Origin of the sequence: Brevundimonas sp. UBA2416 (genome assembly GCF_002343105.1) — a bacterium.
Taxonomy (GTDB): domain Bacteria; phylum Pseudomonadota; class Alphaproteobacteria; order Caulobacterales; family Caulobacteraceae; genus Brevundimonas.
Map to the genome: position 1 here is coordinate 272,310 of NZ_DDRM01000015.1, position 17,760 is coordinate 290,069.

Genomic DNA, 17,760 nt, shown 5'->3' on the forward strand with positions numbered 1-17,760 from the left:
GTGGTCGCATCTCCGACATAATACGCGTCAAGGTTCCTCACGGACACGGGTGGGGATTCTAGACACATGGCCGGAACACGCGGGCGCTGGCGACTGCTCGGCGCGTCTGTACTCCTGCTCCCGGCCCTGCTTGCCGGCGCGGCGTTCGCCCAGACCCCGGTCCCGGCCGATCCGAACGTTACGCCATACGCCCCGTCGTATTTCACCGAGTTCCGTCCGGTCACGGCCTGGGACATGATCAGCCGTATTCCAGGCTTCCAGTTCGACGGCGGAACATCGGCGCGGGGATTCGCGGGCACGGCCGGCAACGTCCTGATTGACGGCGAGCGTCCGCCGACGCGCAGCGACGCCCTGTCCACCGTCCTGTCGCGCATCCCGGCTTCGCAGGTGCTGCGCATCGACATTGTGCGCGCCGGGGCGGGCGGCATCGACATGCAGGGCAAGTCGGTGGTCGCCAATGTCATCCGCCGACCTGACGCCGGCGTCACCGGGGCGATGAGCAGCACCATGACGTTGACCGATCAGGGCCGGCTCCAGCCCAGCGTCAGCATCCAGGCCCAGCGCCAACGGGACGGCCGCTCCATGGACGGATCGTTCCGCTTCAACGCCGGCAGTCAGGAGTCCGACAACGTCCGCGAGCGCCGGAACCCGTCCGGCGACGTCATCATGATCGGACTCGACGACGGCGCATTCGAATATTCGACGGCCGAGGCGACCGGCGTCTATGAGGGCCCCTTCGGCGGCGGGCGTATCCGGGCCAACGCCCTGATCAACTACAACGGCAGTCTGTACGAGGGGGCGGAAACCCTGATCCTGCCCGGCGGTCAGGAGAGCAGCCTTTCGGACGCCGTGCGCTGGCGGGGCGAGGCCGGGCTTCGCTGGACCCGCAGCCTGCCGCGCGGGATGAATCTGGAACTGGTCGGCTTCCAGTCGGTCACCGACAACAACAATACGAGCCAGTACGACACGCCGGCCTTCACCTCCGATGTTCTGAGCGACCAGCTGTCGGGCGAGAGCATTCTGGGCGCGACGCTGAAATTCGCCGATCTGGAAACCGGGTTCGGCGACATCAGCTTCGAAACCGGGACCGAGGCGGCGCTCAACTGGGTCGACAGTTCGAGCGCCTACACCTTCGACGACAGCCCGCTGCTGCTGCCGGGTGACGACACCCGGGTCGAGGAACTGCGCAGCGAGACCTTCATCACCGCCCGGTGGGCCGCGCGGGCCGATCTGAGCGTCGAGGCCAACCTGCGATACGAACTGTCCAGCATCACCGCCACCGGCACCGCCGGCGAGGGCGAGACGTCGCTGGGCTATCTGAAGCCGCGACTGAACCTCACCTGGACGCCGGCCCCTCGCAACACCGTGACCTTCAAGCTGGAGAAGAACGTCGACCAGCTGTCGTTCGGCGCCTTCACCGCCTCGGCGGCCTTCGCAACCGGCATCTTCGGGCGGGGCAATCCGGATATCCGGCCGGCGCAGACCTGGCTGGCCACCGCCCGCTACGAGCGGCTTTTCGACCGGCAGGGCTCCTTCGTCGCCGAGTTCATCCATGAGGACTTCTCGGACGTCCTCGGGACCGTGGTGATCCAGGAGATACCGCCGGGCGGAACGACGCCGCGCACCTTCAACATCACCCGCAACGTCGGCACGGCGACGCGGGACAAGCTGACACTGTCCAGCCGGTTGCCACTGGATCGCTTCGGCCTCGACGGCGGTATCCTGGCGGGCCAGGTCTATTATCGCTGGTCCAACACCACGGATCCCGTGACATTCGAAGATCGTCGCCTGTCGGGCGAACAGGTCTCGGGCTGGTCCATCGCCCTCAGCCAGAACCTCGTCGCCGAGCGGATCAGCTGGAGCGTGAGCGCCAACAGCGGATCGGAGGGGCGCAGCTTTTCGCCCAGCACCCTGTCGAATTTCCGCTCGGACCCTACCGCCAGCCTGAACATCACCTGGCGCCCCGACGCGACGTGGAGCATCTCGGGCGGCTTCTACATCGCCTCGGACAGCGAAAGCGATTTCACCCTGTTCAACGCGCCGCGGAACGTCGGGACGCCCGTCTACACCGAGACCAGCCGCAGTTTCGGCAGCAGCCAGGCCTATGTCAGCGTCAGGCGGTCCTTCTAGCCGTCACGCGCCTTGCTCCCCTGGCCCTTTTCCCCTATACGCGCCGCCTTTCCAGGACTTCGGTCCCGGTCGCGGAGCTCCAAAGGGTTCGGGAAGCCATCCCGGCCGCCGCATCGGGATCCATCGTGGGAGAGGACTTACCCGGTCCCCTCGCGCCGACGTCCTACAAGGGAGAATACCGCATGGCTCTTTATGAGCACACGGTCATGTCGCGCCAGGATATCAGCGCGCAACAGGCCGAAGCGCTGAACGACACCATCAAGGGTTTGATCGAAGCCGGCGGCGGCACCGTCGCCAAGATCGAATACTGGGGTCTGCGCAACCTGACCTATCGGGTCAAAAAGAACCGCAAGGCGCACTATTCGCTGCTCGCCGTCGACTGCCCGCCCGCCGCCATGGCCGAGGTCGAGCGTCAGCTGTCGATCAACGAAGACGTCCTTCGCTGGCTGACCGTCCGCGTCGAGGAACTCGACCTGGAACTGTCGCCCCTGCTGGCCCGCCGCGAGCGCGAGCGTGAACGTGAACGTGAACGCACGCCGCGTGACGACGCCGCCGCCGAAGCCACCTTTTAAGGAACCCGGAACATGACCGACACCACCGCTCCGTCGCCGGGCGCGCCGGCCGGCTCCGGCGCCGCCGGACGCCGTCCCTTCTATCGTCGCCGCAAGGTTTGCCCGTTCACGGGTGAAGGCGCGCCGAAGATCGACTACAAGGACGTCAAACTGCTGCAACGCTACATCAGCGAGCGCGGCAAGATCGTCCCGTCGCGCATCACCGCTGTTTCCCAGATCAAGCAACGCGAACTGGCCAAGGCCATCAAGCGCGCCCGTTATCTGGCCCTCCTGCCTTACGTGGTGAAATAAGATGAAGGTCGTTCTGCTTGAGCGCGTCGATAATCTCGGCGCCATCGGCGACGTCGTGTCCGTCAAGGACGGCTTCGCCCGCAACTTCCTTCTGCCGCGCGACAAGGCCCGTCGGGCCACGTCGGCGAACCTGAAGGCGTTCGAACTCGACCGCGCCGCCATCGAGGCCCGCAACGAGAAGAACAAGGCCGATGCCGGTACGATCGGTTCCAAGATCGACGGCCAGACCTATGTCATGATCCGGCAAGCCGGTGAGACGGGTCAGCTGTACGGTTCGGTCGCCGCGCGCGACATCGTCGAGGCCGTCACGGCCGAAGGCGGCAAGGTCGAGCGCAGCCAGATCGTTCTCAACACCCCGATCAAGACGTTGGGCGTCCACGACGTGCTGGTTCGCCTGCACGCCGAGGTCTCGGCCACCGTCAAGATCAACATCGCCCGTTCGGCCGACGAAGCCGAGCGTCAGGCGAAGGGCGAGGACGTGATCAAGGCCGCCTACGACGAGGACCGCGAACTGGCCCTCGAACAGGCCAAGGACATGGTCGCCGGCGGCGCCGGCCAGCAGGACGGTCTCGGTTCGGAAGCCTGAACCGACGTCCTCTGATAACAAGTCAGTGATCGGGCGCGTCCATCCGGGCGCGCCCTTTCTCTTGGCCGTTATACCGCCGCAAAGTCACAGCCAAGCTTTGCCGTCCGGGGAGATTGACCATGAAGAAGATTGCGCTCGTCGTCGGCATGGCCGCGACCCTGTTCGCCACCGCGGCCGAGGCCATGACAGTGCAGGAATTCCTCACCGCCGCCTCCCGTATTCCGCGCAACCCCACGGCCCTGCTGCGGGCCGACACGCGACGGCTGATCGCGGAAATACGCACCGCCAGCGAGACCATCGGCAATGAACGGGAGGCGGCCATCGCCGCGGGGCGCCGTCCCGCCTTCTGCCCCGCCGGGGGACGGGCCTCGGTCTCGGCCGACGCCCTGCTGGCGAGGTTCAATGCCATCCCTCCGGCGCGGCGCAATATCAGCGTCACCCAGGCGATGCGCGAATGGATGGCCGAGCGTCATCCCTGTCCCGCAAGCTGAGCCGCTAACTGTTCCGACTACGGAATTCGGGAACGTCCACAGCGGCCCCAATCTGTCCCCGACCAAGCCTGCGTCCGCGACTGACGCAGGGGCGAAGCATGGGTAAGACATGACCCCGATGAACGCCTTCGCCCCCGTACAATTCCCGTCGCCGATGGACTCCGGCTCCATCCCGTCGATGCCGCACAATCTGGAGGCCGAACAGGCGCTTCTGGGTTCGCTGATGTTCGACAACGCCGTGTTCGAGCGGCTGTCGGACCGGCTGCGCGGCTCTCATTTCTACGAGCCCTTCCACCAGCGGCTCTATGAGGCGATCGAGGACCATATCCGCCAGGGCATGCTGGCCGAACCGACCATTCTGATGGAGCGGTTCAAGCTGGATCCGGCGTTCCAGGAGTTCGGCGGCCTGCGCTATCTCGCCGACCTCGTCGACCGCGCGCCACCGGCGGCCAATGCCCCCGACTACGCCCGCGTCGTCTACGACCTGGCCCTGCGCCGCGACCTGATCCGCATCGGCGGCGAGATCGTGCGCGAGGCGCCCCAGCCCGAAACCGCCGCCATCGACCAGATCGAACAGGCAGAGCAGCAGCTCTACACCCTGGCCGAGACGGGCAAACCCTCCTCTGGTTTCGTCAGCTTTTCCAGCGCCCTGAGCGGCGCGGTTCAGATGGCGGCCGAGGCCTATCAGCGCGACGGAAAACTGGCCGGGCTGGCCACCCATCTGGACGATCTGGATTCCAAGCTCGGCGGCCTGCACCCGTCCGACCTGCTGGTCCTCGCCGGCCGCCCGTCGATGGGCAAGACCGCCTTGGCCACGAACATCGCGTTCAACATCGCCCGCAACTACCGCTGGGAGCCGACGCCCGAGGGCCGCAAGACCGTCAGCGGCGGGGTGGTCGCCTTCTATTCGCTGGAAATGAGCGCCGAACAGCTGGCCATGCGCATCCTGGCCGACGCCTCGGGCGTGTCGTCGGACAAGCTGCGCAAGGGCGAGATCGACGCCGCCGACTTCGGCCGCATCCGCGAGGCCGCCGTCGAGATCGGCGAGAGCCCCCTGTTCATCGACGCCACCGGCGGTCTGTCCATATCCAAGCTCGCCGCCCGCGCCCGCCGATTGAAGCGACAGGAGCACGGCCTCGACCTGATCATCGTCGACTACCTGCAGCTCATCACCGTCGGCGAGGGCAACAACCAGAAGAACCGGGTGCAGGAGGTGTCCGAGATCACCGGCGCCCTCAAGGCCCTGGCCAAGGAGCTGAGCGTGCCGATCCTGGCCCTGTCGCAGCTGTCGCGTCAGGTCGAGCAGCGCGAGGACAAGCGGCCCCAGCTGTCCGACCTGCGCGAGTCCGGCTCGATCGAGCAGGACGCCGACTGCGTCATGTTCGTCTATCGCGAGAGCTACTACCTGGGCCGCGCCGAGCCGCGCGAAGGCTCGCCGGAACACCTGCAGTGGCAGGAGGACATGGACCGGCTGGAGCACCAGGCCGAGGTCGTGATCGGCAAGCAGCGTCACGGCCCGATCGGCATCATCAAGCTCAGCTTCGACGCCAATACGACCAAGTTCGGCAACCTCGCGCAGGGCCAGAGGTACGAGAACTACGGGGACTGACGCCTACCGCATTTCGACCCGCCGTGCCCCCGCCGGGATCGCCAGCTCCGACCCGTTCCAGTTCGCCGCCCGCCCGTCGATCCGCACCCGCGCCGGCGGCGTCTCGCCGGCCGGCCACTGGATGACGAAGCCACCCGGCGGCGTGACCGCCCCGTCCAGCGTCAGCGCGTAACCGTCCCGTGTCTGCCGCAGGTTGTAGCTCAGCGGGCCGTAGGCGGTGCGTACGTTCGTGACCCCGACGCCCTCCCCGGCCAGCCACTCTGTCGGCACGCCCGCCGCCAGCACCAGGGCGTGGTCGCGGTCGCGCTCATAGACCAACAGGTCCAGGGTCGAGCGGATGTAGTCCGAGCTGATCCATGCGTGGGGCATGTCCCCGATGAAGCGGGGCTCGCGCTCGTCGCGGCCGACCACCTCCGCCCAGCCGTTCCAGGCCCGCGGGCGCATGTCGGCAAAATAGAAATCGAGCGCGCGCAGGGCGTCCCCACGGCGCCCCAAGCGAACCAGGGCGCCGACGTTTCTCAGTTCGTACGGCGTGTAGTCCTTCCACGCCTGCCGGTTCTCCTGCCGGGCTGTGAAATTCTCCCACCATTTGTCGAAGGTATGGGTCAGCAGGCCCTGTGGCAGGTCGTCGATCAGACCGGCGGGCGACAGGCCGATGGTCGTCGAGGTGGCGTCGAAATCGCCGCGGTCGGCGGCGCCGGCGATCCAGTCGATGCCGTGCACCCGGGCGGTCGCCTCGATAGAGGCCATGACGTCGGCCTTGAACTCGGCCTCGGCGGCGCGGATGCGGCCGGCGGCGGTCGTGTCGCCCAAGGTATCGGCGATGAAGGCGGCGTCGCGATAGCCCAGCAGGCCCCAGAAATTGTCCCAGTTGGACCAGGCCGGACGGTCCGAATATCCCTCGTGGCTGATCGAAGGCGGCAGCAGGCCGTACAGGTGGCGCTGGTCCGCCGCCTCGAACGCCGCCGTCCGGGTCGAGGCGCGGAGGGTGTCCATATAGCCGATCGCCGCCTGCACCTGCGGCCAGACCTCGCGCAGCAGGGCCGTGTCGCCAGTGTAGCGCCAGGTCTCGGCGGCGAGGAAGACGAACTCACCGTGGCTGTCGTTCTCGGGCACCGGATCGGCGCCGCGGAAGTCGACACAGCACGGGACCTTGCCGTTGTCGAAAACAAACGGCGCGTACCAGCGCAGATAGTCGGCCGACAGGTCGGCGTGCCCCAGCCGGTTCAGCCCCTCGGCCATCATGGCCCCGTCGCGGATCCAGCTGCGGTTATAGGAACGCGTGCCCGGCTGCAGGATCGGCCCCTGACGGGACATCAGCATATGGGCCAAGGAGGCGCGCATGACGTCCTCGATCTGCTGCTGGCTGTCCGGCAGGGTCAGATCGAACCGGTCCAGCTTCTCGCGCCAGCCGGCGGCCACGCGACCGCGGGCGGCGTCGAGCGTCGCCGCCACATCGGCGACCGGCGCGAGGTCAGGCGTCGGCCCGGCGAGACGGGCGACGAAGCCGAGCGTGCGGTGCTCGCCGGGCTGCAGGGTGACGTCATACAGCAGGGCGCCCGACATGAGGGCGCTGCTGTCGGAGTCCACATATCGTTCGGCGGGATCGCGGACGCGGTCCGCATGGGCGAGCAGGCTCTGCGGGTCCGCGCCGGCGGCGAACCGGCCTGTGACCAGACCGTCGGGTGCGGCGAGACTGTTGACGCGGATGGCGTCGTTGAGGACCAGGGTGGAGCCATTCCAGTCGATCTGCTCGATCGGCCCGACGCCGCCCGGAATGGCCAGGAACTGCGACGGCCCATTGACCTGGAACGGCCGCGCCATCAGGGCGAGCGTCAGCGTCCGGGGCCGGTTCGAGGTGTTGGTCAGGACGTACTGCCCGTACAGTTGCGACTGCTCCGGCGTCCCATCGGCGAAGGCGGTGATGGCCAGGGTCCAGTCGTCGAAGGCCCAGGTCACAGTCGGGATCGGCAGGTCGCGGTCCTGCAGGCTCTGGCTGACCTGCACATCCGCCCATGTCACAAGCCGCCCGTTGTCGATCACGAACGGCTCGATCGACGGCCCGGCGCGGCGGAGTTCGATGGCCCCGTCCTCGCTGATCAGGCCGCTCTCGCCGCCGCCATCGACGCCGACGAGGGTCCAGTAGGGCTGCTCTCCGACAAACCCGCGCGGATAGAGGCCGCGCCGACTCTCCTCCGCCACGGCGCGAATGAAGGCCGTCGGGCTTTCGCCGAACGACAGCGGCTCGATCTCGAGGCTGTTCAAGGCATAGGCGCCGAAGGGCCGATCCCCGGTGACCGCCGGGACCGGCAAACGCAGCTCCAGCCGCAGCCAGCGCGCCGAGGCCTCGGGTGTGCGCAGCCAGTCGACACCACCGTCGCCGTCGTCCACCACCGCCAGGTCGCGCCAGGCCTCGCCGTCCGAAGAGGCCTGCAGCCGGTAGGCGGTCGCCGCGGCCCGGTCCGCCCAACGCAGGGTGACGCCGCCGAACTCACGCTCATAGCCGAGGTCGAGGGTCAGGGCCTGCCCATCCAAACCGGCCGAACGCCAGGCCGTCGCCGGATCGTCGTCCACCGCACGGGCGGCGACGTTCAGGCCGTCCGCGCTGGTCGCGCTGGCCAGCGGCCGCGGCGGAACGGACGGCTCAGGCGGCAGGTCTCGCAGCTCCAGCTGGTCGACTTCAATCCAACCCGTCCCGCCTTCCCCGGCGGTAACCACGAACTCCATCCGCTCGGCACCGCGGAAGGTATGATCCGGGTTCGGGCCCCAGGCGCGGATGATCTGGCGCTTCTTGATGGTGTATCGGGTCCAGTCGGGCGTGGCCTGAAAGCCGCGGATCTGGCGCCAGTGGACATTGTCGCCCGAGGCGTCGACGAACTTTATCTCCAGCGTATTGGGCGCCATCTCGCCGCGCAGCCAGAAACTGATCTCGTAGTTGTCGGGGACGTCCAGATCGATGGCGCGCGCCGCGAAGGCGTAGCCGGACCGGCCGTTGAAGTCATAGGTCAGCCGCATGGCCCGGCCGTCGTGGCCGTCGACAGCGGAGAGGGTCGAGGACACATCGGTCGAGGCGTCGGCGGTCCAGGGCGTGAGGGTCTCGAACGGATCGAGGACGCGGGTGGACTGGGCGTGGGCTGGGAGCGCGAGGGCCAGTGCGAAAAGGATCAGCGCCAACGTTCGCATTCAAATACTCCGCTCATCCCGGCGAAAGCCGGGACCCAGTTCTGTCCAGCGAGACGCCGGCGTTCAGGGATCGGCGACCGCGCGATCCCTCGACCTACCCTTCACCCAAAGCACTGGGTCCCGGCTTTCGCCGGGATGAGCGGATCAATGAGTTGTCACCCCTTCACGCTCCCCGCCAGCATGCCGCGGATGTAGTAGCGCTGCAGGGCGAGGAAGAGGATCAGGACCGGGGCCACGGTGATGACCGCGCCGGCCATCATCATCTCGATGTCCTGCACATGCTCCCGCGACAGGGCCGCCAGCGCCACCGGCAGGGTGTAGTTGGACTGGTCCGTAAGGATGATCAGCGGCCACAGGAAGTCGTTCCAGCTGCCGAGGAAGACAAACAGGGCCAGCGTCACCACGATCGGCTGCAGCGTCGGCAGGACCACGCGGCGGAAGATCTGGCCCTCCGACGCGCCGTCGATACGGGCGGCCTCCAGCATCTCGTCGGGAATGCTGAGCGCATACTGGCGGACGAGGAACAGGCCGAAGATGGAGGCCAGCCAGGGCACCAGCGCCCCGGCGTAGGTGTTCACCAGCCCCATCTGCTTGAGCATCAGGAACAGCGGCAGGGTGCCGATCTGGGCCGGCACGACCAGCGCCGCGACCAGCAGCTGGAAGACCTTGTCCCGGCCCCTGAAGGCCAGTTTGGCGAAGGCGTAGCCGGCCGGAACGGTGAAGGCGAGCGCCAGAACCGTAGCCATGGAGGCGAGGGCGAAGCTGTTCCACAGGTATCGGCCCATCCCCTGGGTCAGGAACAGGTCGCGGTAGTGCTCCAGCGTCCAGGTCTTCGGCAGCAGGGGCGGCGGAAAGACCGCGGCCTCGCCAGTCGACATGAAGCTGACCGAAACCATCCAGACCAGCGGGAACAGGACCAGCAGGGCGATGAAGGCCACGGCCAGATTGAGCAGGATGGCTTTGACGGTCCGGGACCTCATTCGTAAGCCCCCATCTTTTTGGCGACCGCCAGCTGCACCAGCGTCACCGCCAGAATGCACAGGAACAGCACGAAGGCGACGGCGCTGGCGGAGCCGAGGTTCCACCATTTGAAGCCCTCTTCGTACATGAAATAGAGCACCGTCACGGTGGACTGGGCCGGTCCGCCCTGGGTCATCACATAGGGCTCGGCGAACAGCTGGAAGAAGCCGGCGACGGAGATGATCGAGACCAGCAGCAGGGTCGGGGCGATGGCCGGCAGGGTGACGTGTTTGAACTGCTTCCACGGCCCGGCCCCGTCGATGCGCGCGGCCTCATAGAGATCGTCCGGCACGGTCTGAAGAACCGCGAGGAAGATCAGCATATTGTAGCCGAAGATCTTCCAGACCACGAACATCAGGATGGCCGGGATGGAGGTCGAGGGCTGGCCCAGCCAGTCGACGGCAGGCAGGCCGAGGCTCGAGATCGCCCAGTTGATGATGCCGTAGCGGGTGTGCAGCAGATAGTTCCACAGCACCGCCGTGGCCACGAGCGTCGTGACATAGGGGGCGAAGAACATCACCCGCCAGATCGGCCGCCACTTCACCACCCGCGCATTAAGGATCACTGCGGCGCCCAGCGAGGTGATGATCGACAGCGGCACGCCGATGACGGCGAACAGGCCGGTGTTCTTCATCGCCGTCCAGAACAGCGGATTGCCCAGCAGCCGCTCATAGTTCTGCAGACCGACGAAGCGGACGTTGCCGATGTCGGCCAGGGCGTAGATGTCGAAATCGGTCAGGCTCAGCAGCAGGGCCGAGAAGACAGGGATGGCGAAGAACAGGCCGATGGCGATCAGGGACGGCGCGACGAAGCCCCAGGCCGCCCGTTCGCGCGAACGGCGGGTGCCCGCGCGACGAGCCGGTCTGGCGATGACGGGTATTGCGGTCATGTCGCCCTCCCCTGCTCAATCATCCAGCGGCGCTTTTCCAGCAGCCGGTCAGCGCGGCGGTCAATCTCGGCGGCGGCGGCGCGGGGCGTGTATTCGCCGCGCACCATCCGCTCGGCGACGATCTGCATCTCGGTGACGATCCGCTCCCATTCCGGCACCTTGGGCACCGCCTTGGCTCGCGACAGCTGGCCCTTGAAGGCGGCGATATAGGGGTCGTCAGCCACCGCCGGCGTCGCCCAGGCGCTCTCACGCGCCGGCAGATTGCCGGTGATGCCGTTGAAGCGCGCCTGCACCGCCGGATCGGACAGGAAGCGGACCAGTTTCCACGCCGCCTCCTGATGCGGCGAATGGCGATAGACGACCAGCGACGACCCGCCCGGCGCCGAGGCCCCCGGCCCGGCCGGCCCGGGCACGCCCGAGGTCATCCAGCGGGTCTCGGGTTTCAGACGGCTCCTGAACTCTCCGATGGTCCAGGGGCCGGAGAAGTAGAAGCTGAACCAGCCGCGTTCGAACTCGGTCCAGACGTTGGAAATCTGCGTTGACGACGCCACCGGGGCCAACCCCTCGTCGAACAGGCTCTTGTAGAATTCGAGGGCGGCGATGAAGGAGGCGCTGGAGAAATTGCCGCGCGTGTCGCGATCGCGCAGCAGCGGCTCGGCGCCCTGCAGGCCGAAGGTCAGCAGTTGTTCGAACTCATTGACCGGCAGCAGAACGGCGTAGGTCCCAGGGCCCGCCACCCGCTTGACGGCATGCATGGCGGCCTTCCAGCCGGCCCAGGTCTGGGGCACGGCGTCGAACCCGGCCCGTTCCAGCATGTCCGAGCGGTAGTAGATCAGCCGGGTGTCCACATACCAGGGCGTGCCCACCACCTGCCCGCCGATGCGGTTGGTCTCCAGCACGGCCGGGAACTGGTCGGTGAGCAGGTCGGCGGCGAAGGCCGGCGTCGGGCTGATCGCGCCGATGGCGGCCATCTCCGAAACCCAGGTGTTGCCCACCTGGCTGAGGTCCGGCAGCGAGTCGCCGGCATAGGCGGTCAGCAGTTTCGAATGGGCCGCGGTCCACGGCAGGGCCTGGACGTTGACCGTGATGCCCGGGTTCAGCCGTTCGAATTCGGGCAGGATCTGCGGGACATTGGTCGCCTCATTGCCCATGGCCCAGAAGGACAGGCGCGTCGTGCCGTCATCGCGCCGCCCGCAGCCCGCCAGACCGGACGCGGCGGCCCCGGCCAGCAGGCCGAGCGTGGCGCGTCGATCCAGCCGGGCCTCGATCACGCGCGTTCCAGCCAGCCGCCGGTGAAGCCGGCCCGCTTGAGCCCGCGAGTGAGATTGGGCTCGCCGCGCATGCGCCGCCAGACGACATCCGAGCGATTATTCTCGATCTGGATGACGATCGGCCCCTGATCGATACCCAGATAGTCCCCGTCCACCCAGCCCACGCCGGGCACGATCCGCCCGTGGAGCAAGGTCTGATCCGTCTGTGTCAGCGTCGGGTTGAAGGAGTCGAGGAAGCCGAACTCGGTGTAGATGGCGGCGCCATAGCGGGCCTTCATCGCCTTCAGGCAGGCGGTGACCGCGGCCGGAGCGAACGGCATTGAGGCCATGGCCGCTGTCGGCGCGATCGTGCCGTCGTCGCGTTCGCCGGGCCCGCGCGCGGAATAGCTGAAGAACTCCCGCTCGCGGCCGTCGATGACCTGACTGAAATCCCCCGGTCCGTCGCAGGCCGTCAGGCCCCAGACGTCGGCGGAATAGCCGGCCCAGCCCTGCGGGTTGGCGATGGCGTATTTCTGCTGCGCCTCGACGCCGCGGACACTGTTCTGGAAATAGTCGAAGTCGCCGATCTCCGCCGCCCTCGCCCGCATCCACGCGTCGCGAATGCCGCGGAAGTCGATGAACATATGGCTGTACTGGTGGCCGAACATCGGGCCGAAATGCAGGTGCGCCGGGCTCCAGCGGTCGGTCCAGCTGCGGTCGTAGACGCTGCACCACTCGTCCCAGACGGTCGTGGGAACCGGATGGGTGGCGCTGCCGATGGCCAGCAACAGGACCAGCATGCCCTCGTTGTAGACGTGCCAGTCGGCCTCGATGAAGCCGGTCTCCGGGTGCCAGCCCATGGAGATGCGGTTGGGCCGCACCATGACCCAGTCCCATTCGATCCGGTCATAGACGGCCTGGGCCAGACGCCGGATCTCCGCCTCTTCGGCATGATCACCGTCGAACCAGCGCGCGCAGAACAGCATGCCCGCGACCAGAAGGGCGGTATCGACCGTCGACAGCTCGGTCCTACCGAAGCGGTGACCGGTCTGCATGTCGAGGAAATGGTAGAAGAAGCCCTTGTAGCCGCCGACCCCGGTCGCCTCGGGACCCTGCGGCAGGTCGTGGAAGAAGCGGATGGTGGTCAGGGTCCGCTCGCGCGCCTCCTCACGGCTGATCCAGCCGCGTTCGACGCCGATCGGCCAGCAGGTCAGGGCGAAGCCGACGGCGGCGACCGACGAGAAGGACTCGGTCGGCCAGCGATCGGGCGTCAGACCGTTGGCGCGATTGGTGACATGGGTGAACCAGCGGAAGGTGCGTTCCTGCAGTTCATTGATTTCGGGGTCGCCCTCCCGCGGGATCAGCAGGGTCCGCATTTCCGTGTGGACGGGTGTGCATGCGGCAAGCCCGAATGCCGCCGCGCCGGCGACCGTGGAACCCATCAAAAACCGGCGACGATCCATGGGCTCCATCCTCATACTCTAAACGCAACTCAGTCAAAAAAGTCAGCCGCCTCCCGGTCAGGATCCGGGAGGCGGCCGTCAGGCGCGGGGAAGGTCTACCAGCGGTAACGCAGGCCCAGCTGGAAGCTGCGCGTCGGCAGATGCTGGCCGCGCGGCTCGCCGTACTGAGCCGAGCACAGGCACTGTTCGAAGTTCGAATAGTTCTCGAAGTTGAACACATTGACCGCGTCAAGGATCACCTCGACCGACTGTCCGTTGAACACCTGGAATTCCTTGGTCAGGCGCAGGTCGATCTGGCGGAAGGCGAAGGTGTCCGTGAAGAGGAAGTCCTGCCCCTCCGGCCGGCCGCCGTTCCAGCAGATGTCCGGATTGGTGGCCGCGGGGCAGACGAACTGGTGGAAGGGCAGGCCCGAACCCAGCGTCAGGACACCCGACAGGCGGAAGTCGAACGGCAGGGCGACGATGCCCGTGGCCACGATCCGGTGCCGTTCGTCCTGGTTGGTCGGGAATGTCGGCGACAGACCCGGACGGTTGTAGTCGAAGTCGAAGCCGGTGAGGCCGTTGTCGCGGGTGCCGTTACGCTCGGATTTCGACAGGGTGTAGGTGAACTGCATCCCCCAGCCGCTGTCCGTGTCGAACGGCTTGTCGACCGTCAGATACATGGCGCGGAAGGTCTGTTCGGCGTCGTTGTTGCCGAAGAAGATCAGGTTGCGGAACTCGGGATGGCCGACCGAACCGGGGGTGGGGCCGGAGAAGCGGTCGCCCGTCTCCGAGCCGGCGTTGGCGATGTACCAGGCGAACAGGTTCGTGGTGTTGCCGGCGGCGAAAGTCAGCGCCGTCTGGAAGTCGCCGAACTTCTGGCGGATGCCGAGGTTGAACTGGTCGGTCCGCGGCGGCTCCATGTCGTTGTTGATCAGGAAGATTTCGCCCGAACCCGGGGCCGCCGCCAGCAGCGGATCAAGTCCGGCCGGGGTCAGATAGGTCGGGTTCCAGGCCACGGTGTTGACGCCGCCGCGCATGCCGCCGGCCACGGAGAAGAAGATCTCCTTGTTGAACTGGAAGGGCTTGAAGCGCTCGTCGAAGGCGAAGTTGAAGCCGACCCGGTCGTAGTAGCGGCCCGCGCCGCCGAAGATCACCGTCCGCTCGTCGTCGAAGACGTCGAACGAGAAGCCGATGCGCGGCTGGAAGGCGCCGGTGAAGGCGTCACGCCCGTTGGTGATGTAGTCCGCCGGGTTGAAGTAGGACGGGAAGTCGTAGCCCGGCAGGGCCTGGATGGCGTTCAGCGTGTCGCGGATGGCCTGCGGCGTCGAATAGTCGTTGTTGACCGCGTTGTCCTCATAGTCCCAGCGCAGGCCGATGTTGACCTCCAGCTGGTTGGTAATCTGCCAGTCGTCCTGGAGGTAGACGCCGAAGACATTGTTATCGACATCGGCCGGCTCGACGAAGGCGCCCAGTTCGACACGGACCGGGATGTCACGGCTGCCGTTGATTTCCGGACGCGCATCGACGTCGAAGATGAACTGCGGGTTCCGACCGAACTGCTTGTTCACATACATGTTCTGGGCCGAGAATTTCACGCCCATCTTGATGGTGTGCTGGCCGTTCCAGTCGATGTCGTTGAACGTCAGGTCGTTCCGGAAGGTGAAGCTGCGCTGACGGATGTCCTGGTTGTTGCTCTGTCCGCCGGTGTTGAACACCGTGTCCTCACGATTGAACACATTGTACTGGAATCCAGGCATGCCGCCGTTGTCATCCCGGAAGATCACGAACGAACGGCCATAGTCGGAGAAGTTCAGCGACGACGGGTTGTAGGTGTACTCATAGAAGTCGAATTGGGCCTCGTTCAGGAAGCCGTCGCCCTGGTACTGGTGGCGCAGGACGATCGAGGCCACGTCGGTGTTGACCTGTTGGGCGCGGCTGTAGGCAGTGGTTCCGCCGAAGTCGCGGATGTCGGACTCGGTGCGGTAGGTGGCGCTGAGGTCCAGCCGCTGGCGGTCATCGATCGACCAGGACAGCTTGCCGAAGAACAGGTCTTCCTCGAACGGCGCGTCGAACGTCCCGGTGTCGGCGCCGAACAGCGGCGCATAGGCCGCACGGTTCAGCAAGACGGTGTTGCGGCGGATCTCGTCCTTGCGCTCATAGGCTCCGAAGAAGTGCAGCCGGTCCTCAATGATCGGTCCGCCGACCGAACCGCCGTACTGCAGGCGCTCCACGCCGACCGGGTCGCCGTTGAAGTTTTCCGAGGTCCAGTCCGCGTCCTGATAGGTGATGAAGGCGTCGCCGGTCAGCTCGTTGGTGCCTGACCGCGTTACCGCGGTGATGATCGCCGATGAGGCCTGCTCATACTCGGCCTTGAAGTTCTGGGAGATGACCCGGAATTCCTGGACGGCGACCTGCGGGAAGGGGTTGCCGCGGCTGTCCGTCTGACCGCCGACGCCGCCGGCGATAATGGTCGACTTCTGGTTCTGGCCGTCGATGAAGAGGTTGACCGCCGATTCCCCCTGGCCACCGGCCGAGATGGTCCGCGAATTCTCGCCCTCGGTGACCCGCACGCCGGGCGCCAGCGCCGCGAAGTTCAGGAAGTTGCGGCTGATCTGCGGCAGGTTGTTGATCTGGGTCTGGCTGACGTTGGTCGCGACCTCCGAGGTCCGCACCTCGAAAATGCGGCGGCCGGTGACGATCACGTCGTCGAGTTCCGCCGAGGCGACGTCCGTGGAACCGGTTACAACGGGAGCCACATCAAGATCGAGCGTGGCCACCTGACCCAGGGCGATGGTGATCAGATCCTCGACGGTCTGCCCATCCGCCGTGGTGGCGCTGATCCGGTAGGTGCCGGGGCGCAGACCCGAGAGCACATAGCCGCCGTCGGCGCCGATCCGGCCGCGGCTGACATAGCCGGTGGCCACTTCGGTCGCCGTGATGCTGCCGCCGGTCTCGACTGCCTGGCCTTCATAGATCGTCCCCCGGAGGGTGGACGTGGCGCCCTGGGCCGAAGCCCCGCCGGCACAGGCCAGCGAAACGGCCATGGCGAGGGCCGACGCGGCCCCCAGATACTGGATGGACTTGCGGGTCATCAGGAATTCTCCCCCTTCAGAGATGGCGTGTCGGCAAGGGCGCGAAGGCGTCCGCCGGAGTTGGAATGGGCGTGGCTCGGTGTCGCCGGGTCGCTTGACGGGCGTACGACCAGTTCGGGGCGCACGATCTCGCAGGCGGTGTCGGCGACGGCTTCGCCCGCTGCGTTGATGAGGCGGACGAGGCGCTCGAGCGCGCTCCGGCCGGTTTCGGCAATGTGGATTCTCAGGGTGGTCAGGGCAGGCCGGACGAGACCCGCGATAGGAACATCGTCGAAACCGATGATGGCGATGTCTTCCGGGACGCGCAGGCCAGCATCCTGGAGGGCCAGCATGGCGCCCACGGCCATGTTGTCGTTGCCGGCGAAGACCGCGTCGGGCCGTAGCTCGCGCTTGGCCAGCTCCACGCCCGCGGCATGACCGGACGACTGGGTGAAGGCGCCCTCGACGACCGACGTCGGCAGGCCCGCCTGCGCCATCGCCTGGAGATAGCCGGCCAGACGCGCCTCGGCCTCGAGGTTGCCGGCCGGCCCCGCGATATGGGCGATGCGACGACGGCCGGTGGCCACCAGATGTTCGACCGCCAGCACGGCGCCGCCGTGATTGTCGACGACGATGGACGGGCGGCCCGCATCGGCGCCGCCGTTCATCAGCAGAATGGGTGTCCGTCCGGCAAGGCCGGCGGCCAGGTTGGCGGCGTCCAGATGGGGCGAAAGAACGATCAGGCCGTCGACCCGGCCGCGCATGGAGCGGATGGCGGCGGACGCCTCCTCCGCGTCGTCATGCGAGCTGGAGACGATCAGGTGGTAGCCGACCGCCCGGGCGGCCACGTCCATGCCGCGGATCAGTTCCGAGAAGAACTCGCCGTACAGGTCCGGCAGGATCACGCCGATCGTCTGGGTCTTGCTGGTGGACAGGCTGCGCGCGCCGGAATGGGGGACGTACTGCAGCGCCTGGGCGGCCTCGAACACCCGTTTCCTGGTCGCTTCGGTCACCGGGCCGGCGCCGTTCAGGACGCGCGAAACCGAGGCGACGGACACCTCGGCCCGTTCGGCGACATCGCGGATCGTGGCGGCCTTCATGCCGCCGCCTCCACGCAGATGTGCTGGTTCGCCGTCGGCGCCAAAAGTCCATCCTCCCTGAGCGTTTCCAGTCCCGGCCCGCTTTGCGCGGGTCCGTCCGAAAAAACCGTGTAACCGATTACA

Annotated in this window: 13 protein-coding genes; 6 read left to right on the top strand and 7 right to left on the bottom strand. The window is 66.9% G+C overall.

Going from position 1 to position 17,760, the window contains the following annotated elements; genetic code table 11:
• Window positions 1-66 precede the first annotated feature (66 nt).
• The 6 genes from B3E43_RS05400 to B3E43_RS05425 all read left to right on the top strand — a co-directional run bounded on the left by B3E43_RS05400 (window position 67) and on the right by B3E43_RS05425 (window position 5,679).
• Window positions 67-2,130, top strand: coding sequence for a TonB-dependent receptor plug domain-containing protein (locus B3E43_RS05400; RefSeq protein WP_292027352.1), 2,064 nt, complete (start codon window positions 67-69; stop codon window positions 2,128-2,130).
• A 182-nt stretch (window positions 2,131-2,312) separates the two neighbouring features.
• On the top strand, window positions 2,313-2,702 hold the full coding sequence (rpsF, locus tag B3E43_RS05405; RefSeq protein WP_056615127.1) for a 30S ribosomal protein S6: 390 nt from the start codon (window positions 2,313-2,315) through the stop codon (window positions 2,700-2,702).
• A gap of 12 nt (window positions 2,703-2,714) precedes the next feature.
• Complete coding sequence (gene rpsR, locus B3E43_RS05410; RefSeq protein ID WP_284221729.1) at window positions 2,715-2,993, top strand: 30S ribosomal protein S18; 279 nt, start codon at window positions 2,715-2,717, stop codon at window positions 2,991-2,993.
• Between the two features lies 1 nt (window position 2,994).
• A complete protein-coding gene (gene rplI / locus B3E43_RS05415) occupies window positions 2,995-3,579 on the top strand; it encodes a 50S ribosomal protein L9 (RefSeq protein WP_292027355.1) in 585 nt (194 codons plus the stop codon).
• A gap of 119 nt (window positions 3,580-3,698) precedes the next feature.
• Window positions 3,699-4,070, top strand: coding sequence for a hypothetical protein (locus tag B3E43_RS05420; protein WP_292027356.1), 372 nt, complete (start codon window positions 3,699-3,701; stop codon window positions 4,068-4,070).
• Window positions 4,071-4,188: 118 nt separating this feature from the next.
• Window positions 4,189-5,679, top strand: coding sequence for a replicative DNA helicase (locus B3E43_RS05425; protein ID WP_292027436.1), 1,491 nt, complete (start codon window positions 4,189-4,191; stop codon window positions 5,677-5,679).
• A gap of 3 nt (window positions 5,680-5,682) precedes the next feature.
• Here B3E43_RS05425 and B3E43_RS05430 read toward each other — a convergent pair whose 3' ends face one another.
• The 7 genes from B3E43_RS05430 to B3E43_RS05460 form a co-directional block, all read right to left on the bottom strand.
• Window positions 5,683-8,862, bottom strand: coding sequence for a discoidin domain-containing protein (locus tag B3E43_RS05430; protein ID WP_292027357.1), 3,180 nt, complete (start codon window positions 8,860-8,862; stop codon window positions 5,683-5,685).
• Between the two features lie 155 nt (window positions 8,863-9,017).
• The gene (locus tag B3E43_RS05435) at window positions 9,018-9,842 is read right to left on the bottom strand and encodes a carbohydrate ABC transporter permease (protein ID WP_292027358.1); all 825 of its coding nucleotides are present in this window, start codon (window positions 9,840-9,842) and stop codon (window positions 9,018-9,020) included.
• Window positions 9,839-10,771, bottom strand: a complete 933-nt coding sequence (locus B3E43_RS05440; RefSeq protein ID WP_292027359.1) for a carbohydrate ABC transporter permease — start codon at window positions 10,769-10,771, stop codon at window positions 9,839-9,841. The genes B3E43_RS05435 and B3E43_RS05440 overlap by 4 nt, the downstream gene beginning before the upstream one ends.
• Complete coding sequence (locus tag B3E43_RS05445; RefSeq protein WP_292027360.1) at window positions 10,768-12,042, bottom strand: extracellular solute-binding protein; 1,275 nt, start codon at window positions 12,040-12,042, stop codon at window positions 10,768-10,770. The genes B3E43_RS05440 and B3E43_RS05445 overlap by 4 nt, the downstream gene beginning before the upstream one ends.
• Complete coding sequence (locus B3E43_RS05450) at window positions 12,039-13,463, bottom strand: glucoamylase family protein (protein WP_292027361.1); 1,425 nt, start codon at window positions 13,461-13,463, stop codon at window positions 12,039-12,041. The genes B3E43_RS05445 and B3E43_RS05450 overlap by 4 nt, the downstream gene beginning before the upstream one ends.
• A 116-nt stretch (window positions 13,464-13,579) precedes the next feature.
• Window positions 13,580-16,558 (bottom strand): TonB-dependent receptor, encoded by a 2,979-nt coding sequence (locus B3E43_RS05455; RefSeq protein WP_292027362.1) that lies wholly within the window; start codon window positions 16,556-16,558, stop codon window positions 13,580-13,582.
• The gene (locus tag B3E43_RS05460) at window positions 16,558-17,637 is read right to left on the bottom strand and encodes a LacI family DNA-binding transcriptional regulator (protein ID WP_292027363.1); all 1,080 of its coding nucleotides are present in this window, start codon (window positions 17,635-17,637) and stop codon (window positions 16,558-16,560) included. The genes B3E43_RS05455 and B3E43_RS05460 overlap by 1 nt, the downstream gene beginning before the upstream one ends.
• Window positions 17,638-17,760: the final 123 nt, after the last annotated feature.

What these genes read in the sequence shown, in the direction of transcription:
- B3E43_RS05400 (WP_292027352.1), top strand. Translation starts at nt 67, where the DNA reads ATGGCCGGAACACGCGGGCGCTGGCGACTGCTCGGCGCGTCTGTACTC.
- rpsF (WP_056615127.1), top strand. Translation starts at nt 2,313, where the DNA reads ATGGCTCTTTATGAGCACACGGTCATGTCGCGCCAGGATATCAGCGCG.
- rpsR (WP_284221729.1), top strand. Translation starts at nt 2,715, where the DNA reads ATGACCGACACCACCGCTCCGTCGCCGGGCGCGCCGGCCGGCTCCGGC.
- rplI (WP_292027355.1), top strand. Translation starts at nt 2,995, where the DNA reads ATGAAGGTCGTTCTGCTTGAGCGCGTCGATAATCTCGGCGCCATCGGC.
- B3E43_RS05420 (WP_292027356.1), top strand. Translation starts at nt 3,699, where the DNA reads ATGAAGAAGATTGCGCTCGTCGTCGGCATGGCCGCGACCCTGTTCGCC.
- B3E43_RS05425 (WP_292027436.1), top strand. Translation starts at nt 4,189, where the DNA reads ATGAACGCCTTCGCCCCCGTACAATTCCCGTCGCCGATGGACTCCGGC.
- B3E43_RS05430 (WP_292027357.1), bottom strand. Translation starts at nt 8,862, where the DNA reads ATGCGAACGTTGGCGCTGATCCTTTTCGCACTGGCCCTCGCGCTCCCA.
- B3E43_RS05435 (WP_292027358.1), bottom strand. Translation starts at nt 9,842, where the DNA reads ATGAGGTCCCGGACCGTCAAAGCCATCCTGCTCAATCTGGCCGTGGCC.
- B3E43_RS05440 (WP_292027359.1), bottom strand. Translation starts at nt 10,771, where the DNA reads ATGACCGCAATACCCGTCATCGCCAGACCGGCTCGTCGCGCGGGCACC.
- B3E43_RS05450 (WP_292027361.1), bottom strand. Translation starts at nt 13,463, where the DNA reads ATGGGTTCCACGGTCGCCGGCGCGGCGGCATTCGGGCTTGCCGCATGC.
- B3E43_RS05455 (WP_292027362.1), bottom strand. Translation starts at nt 16,558, where the DNA reads ATGACCCGCAAGTCCATCCAGTATCTGGGGGCCGCGTCGGCCCTCGCC.
- B3E43_RS05460 (WP_292027363.1), bottom strand. Translation starts at nt 17,637, where the DNA reads ATGAAGGCCGCCACGATCCGCGATGTCGCCGAACGGGCCGAGGTGTCC.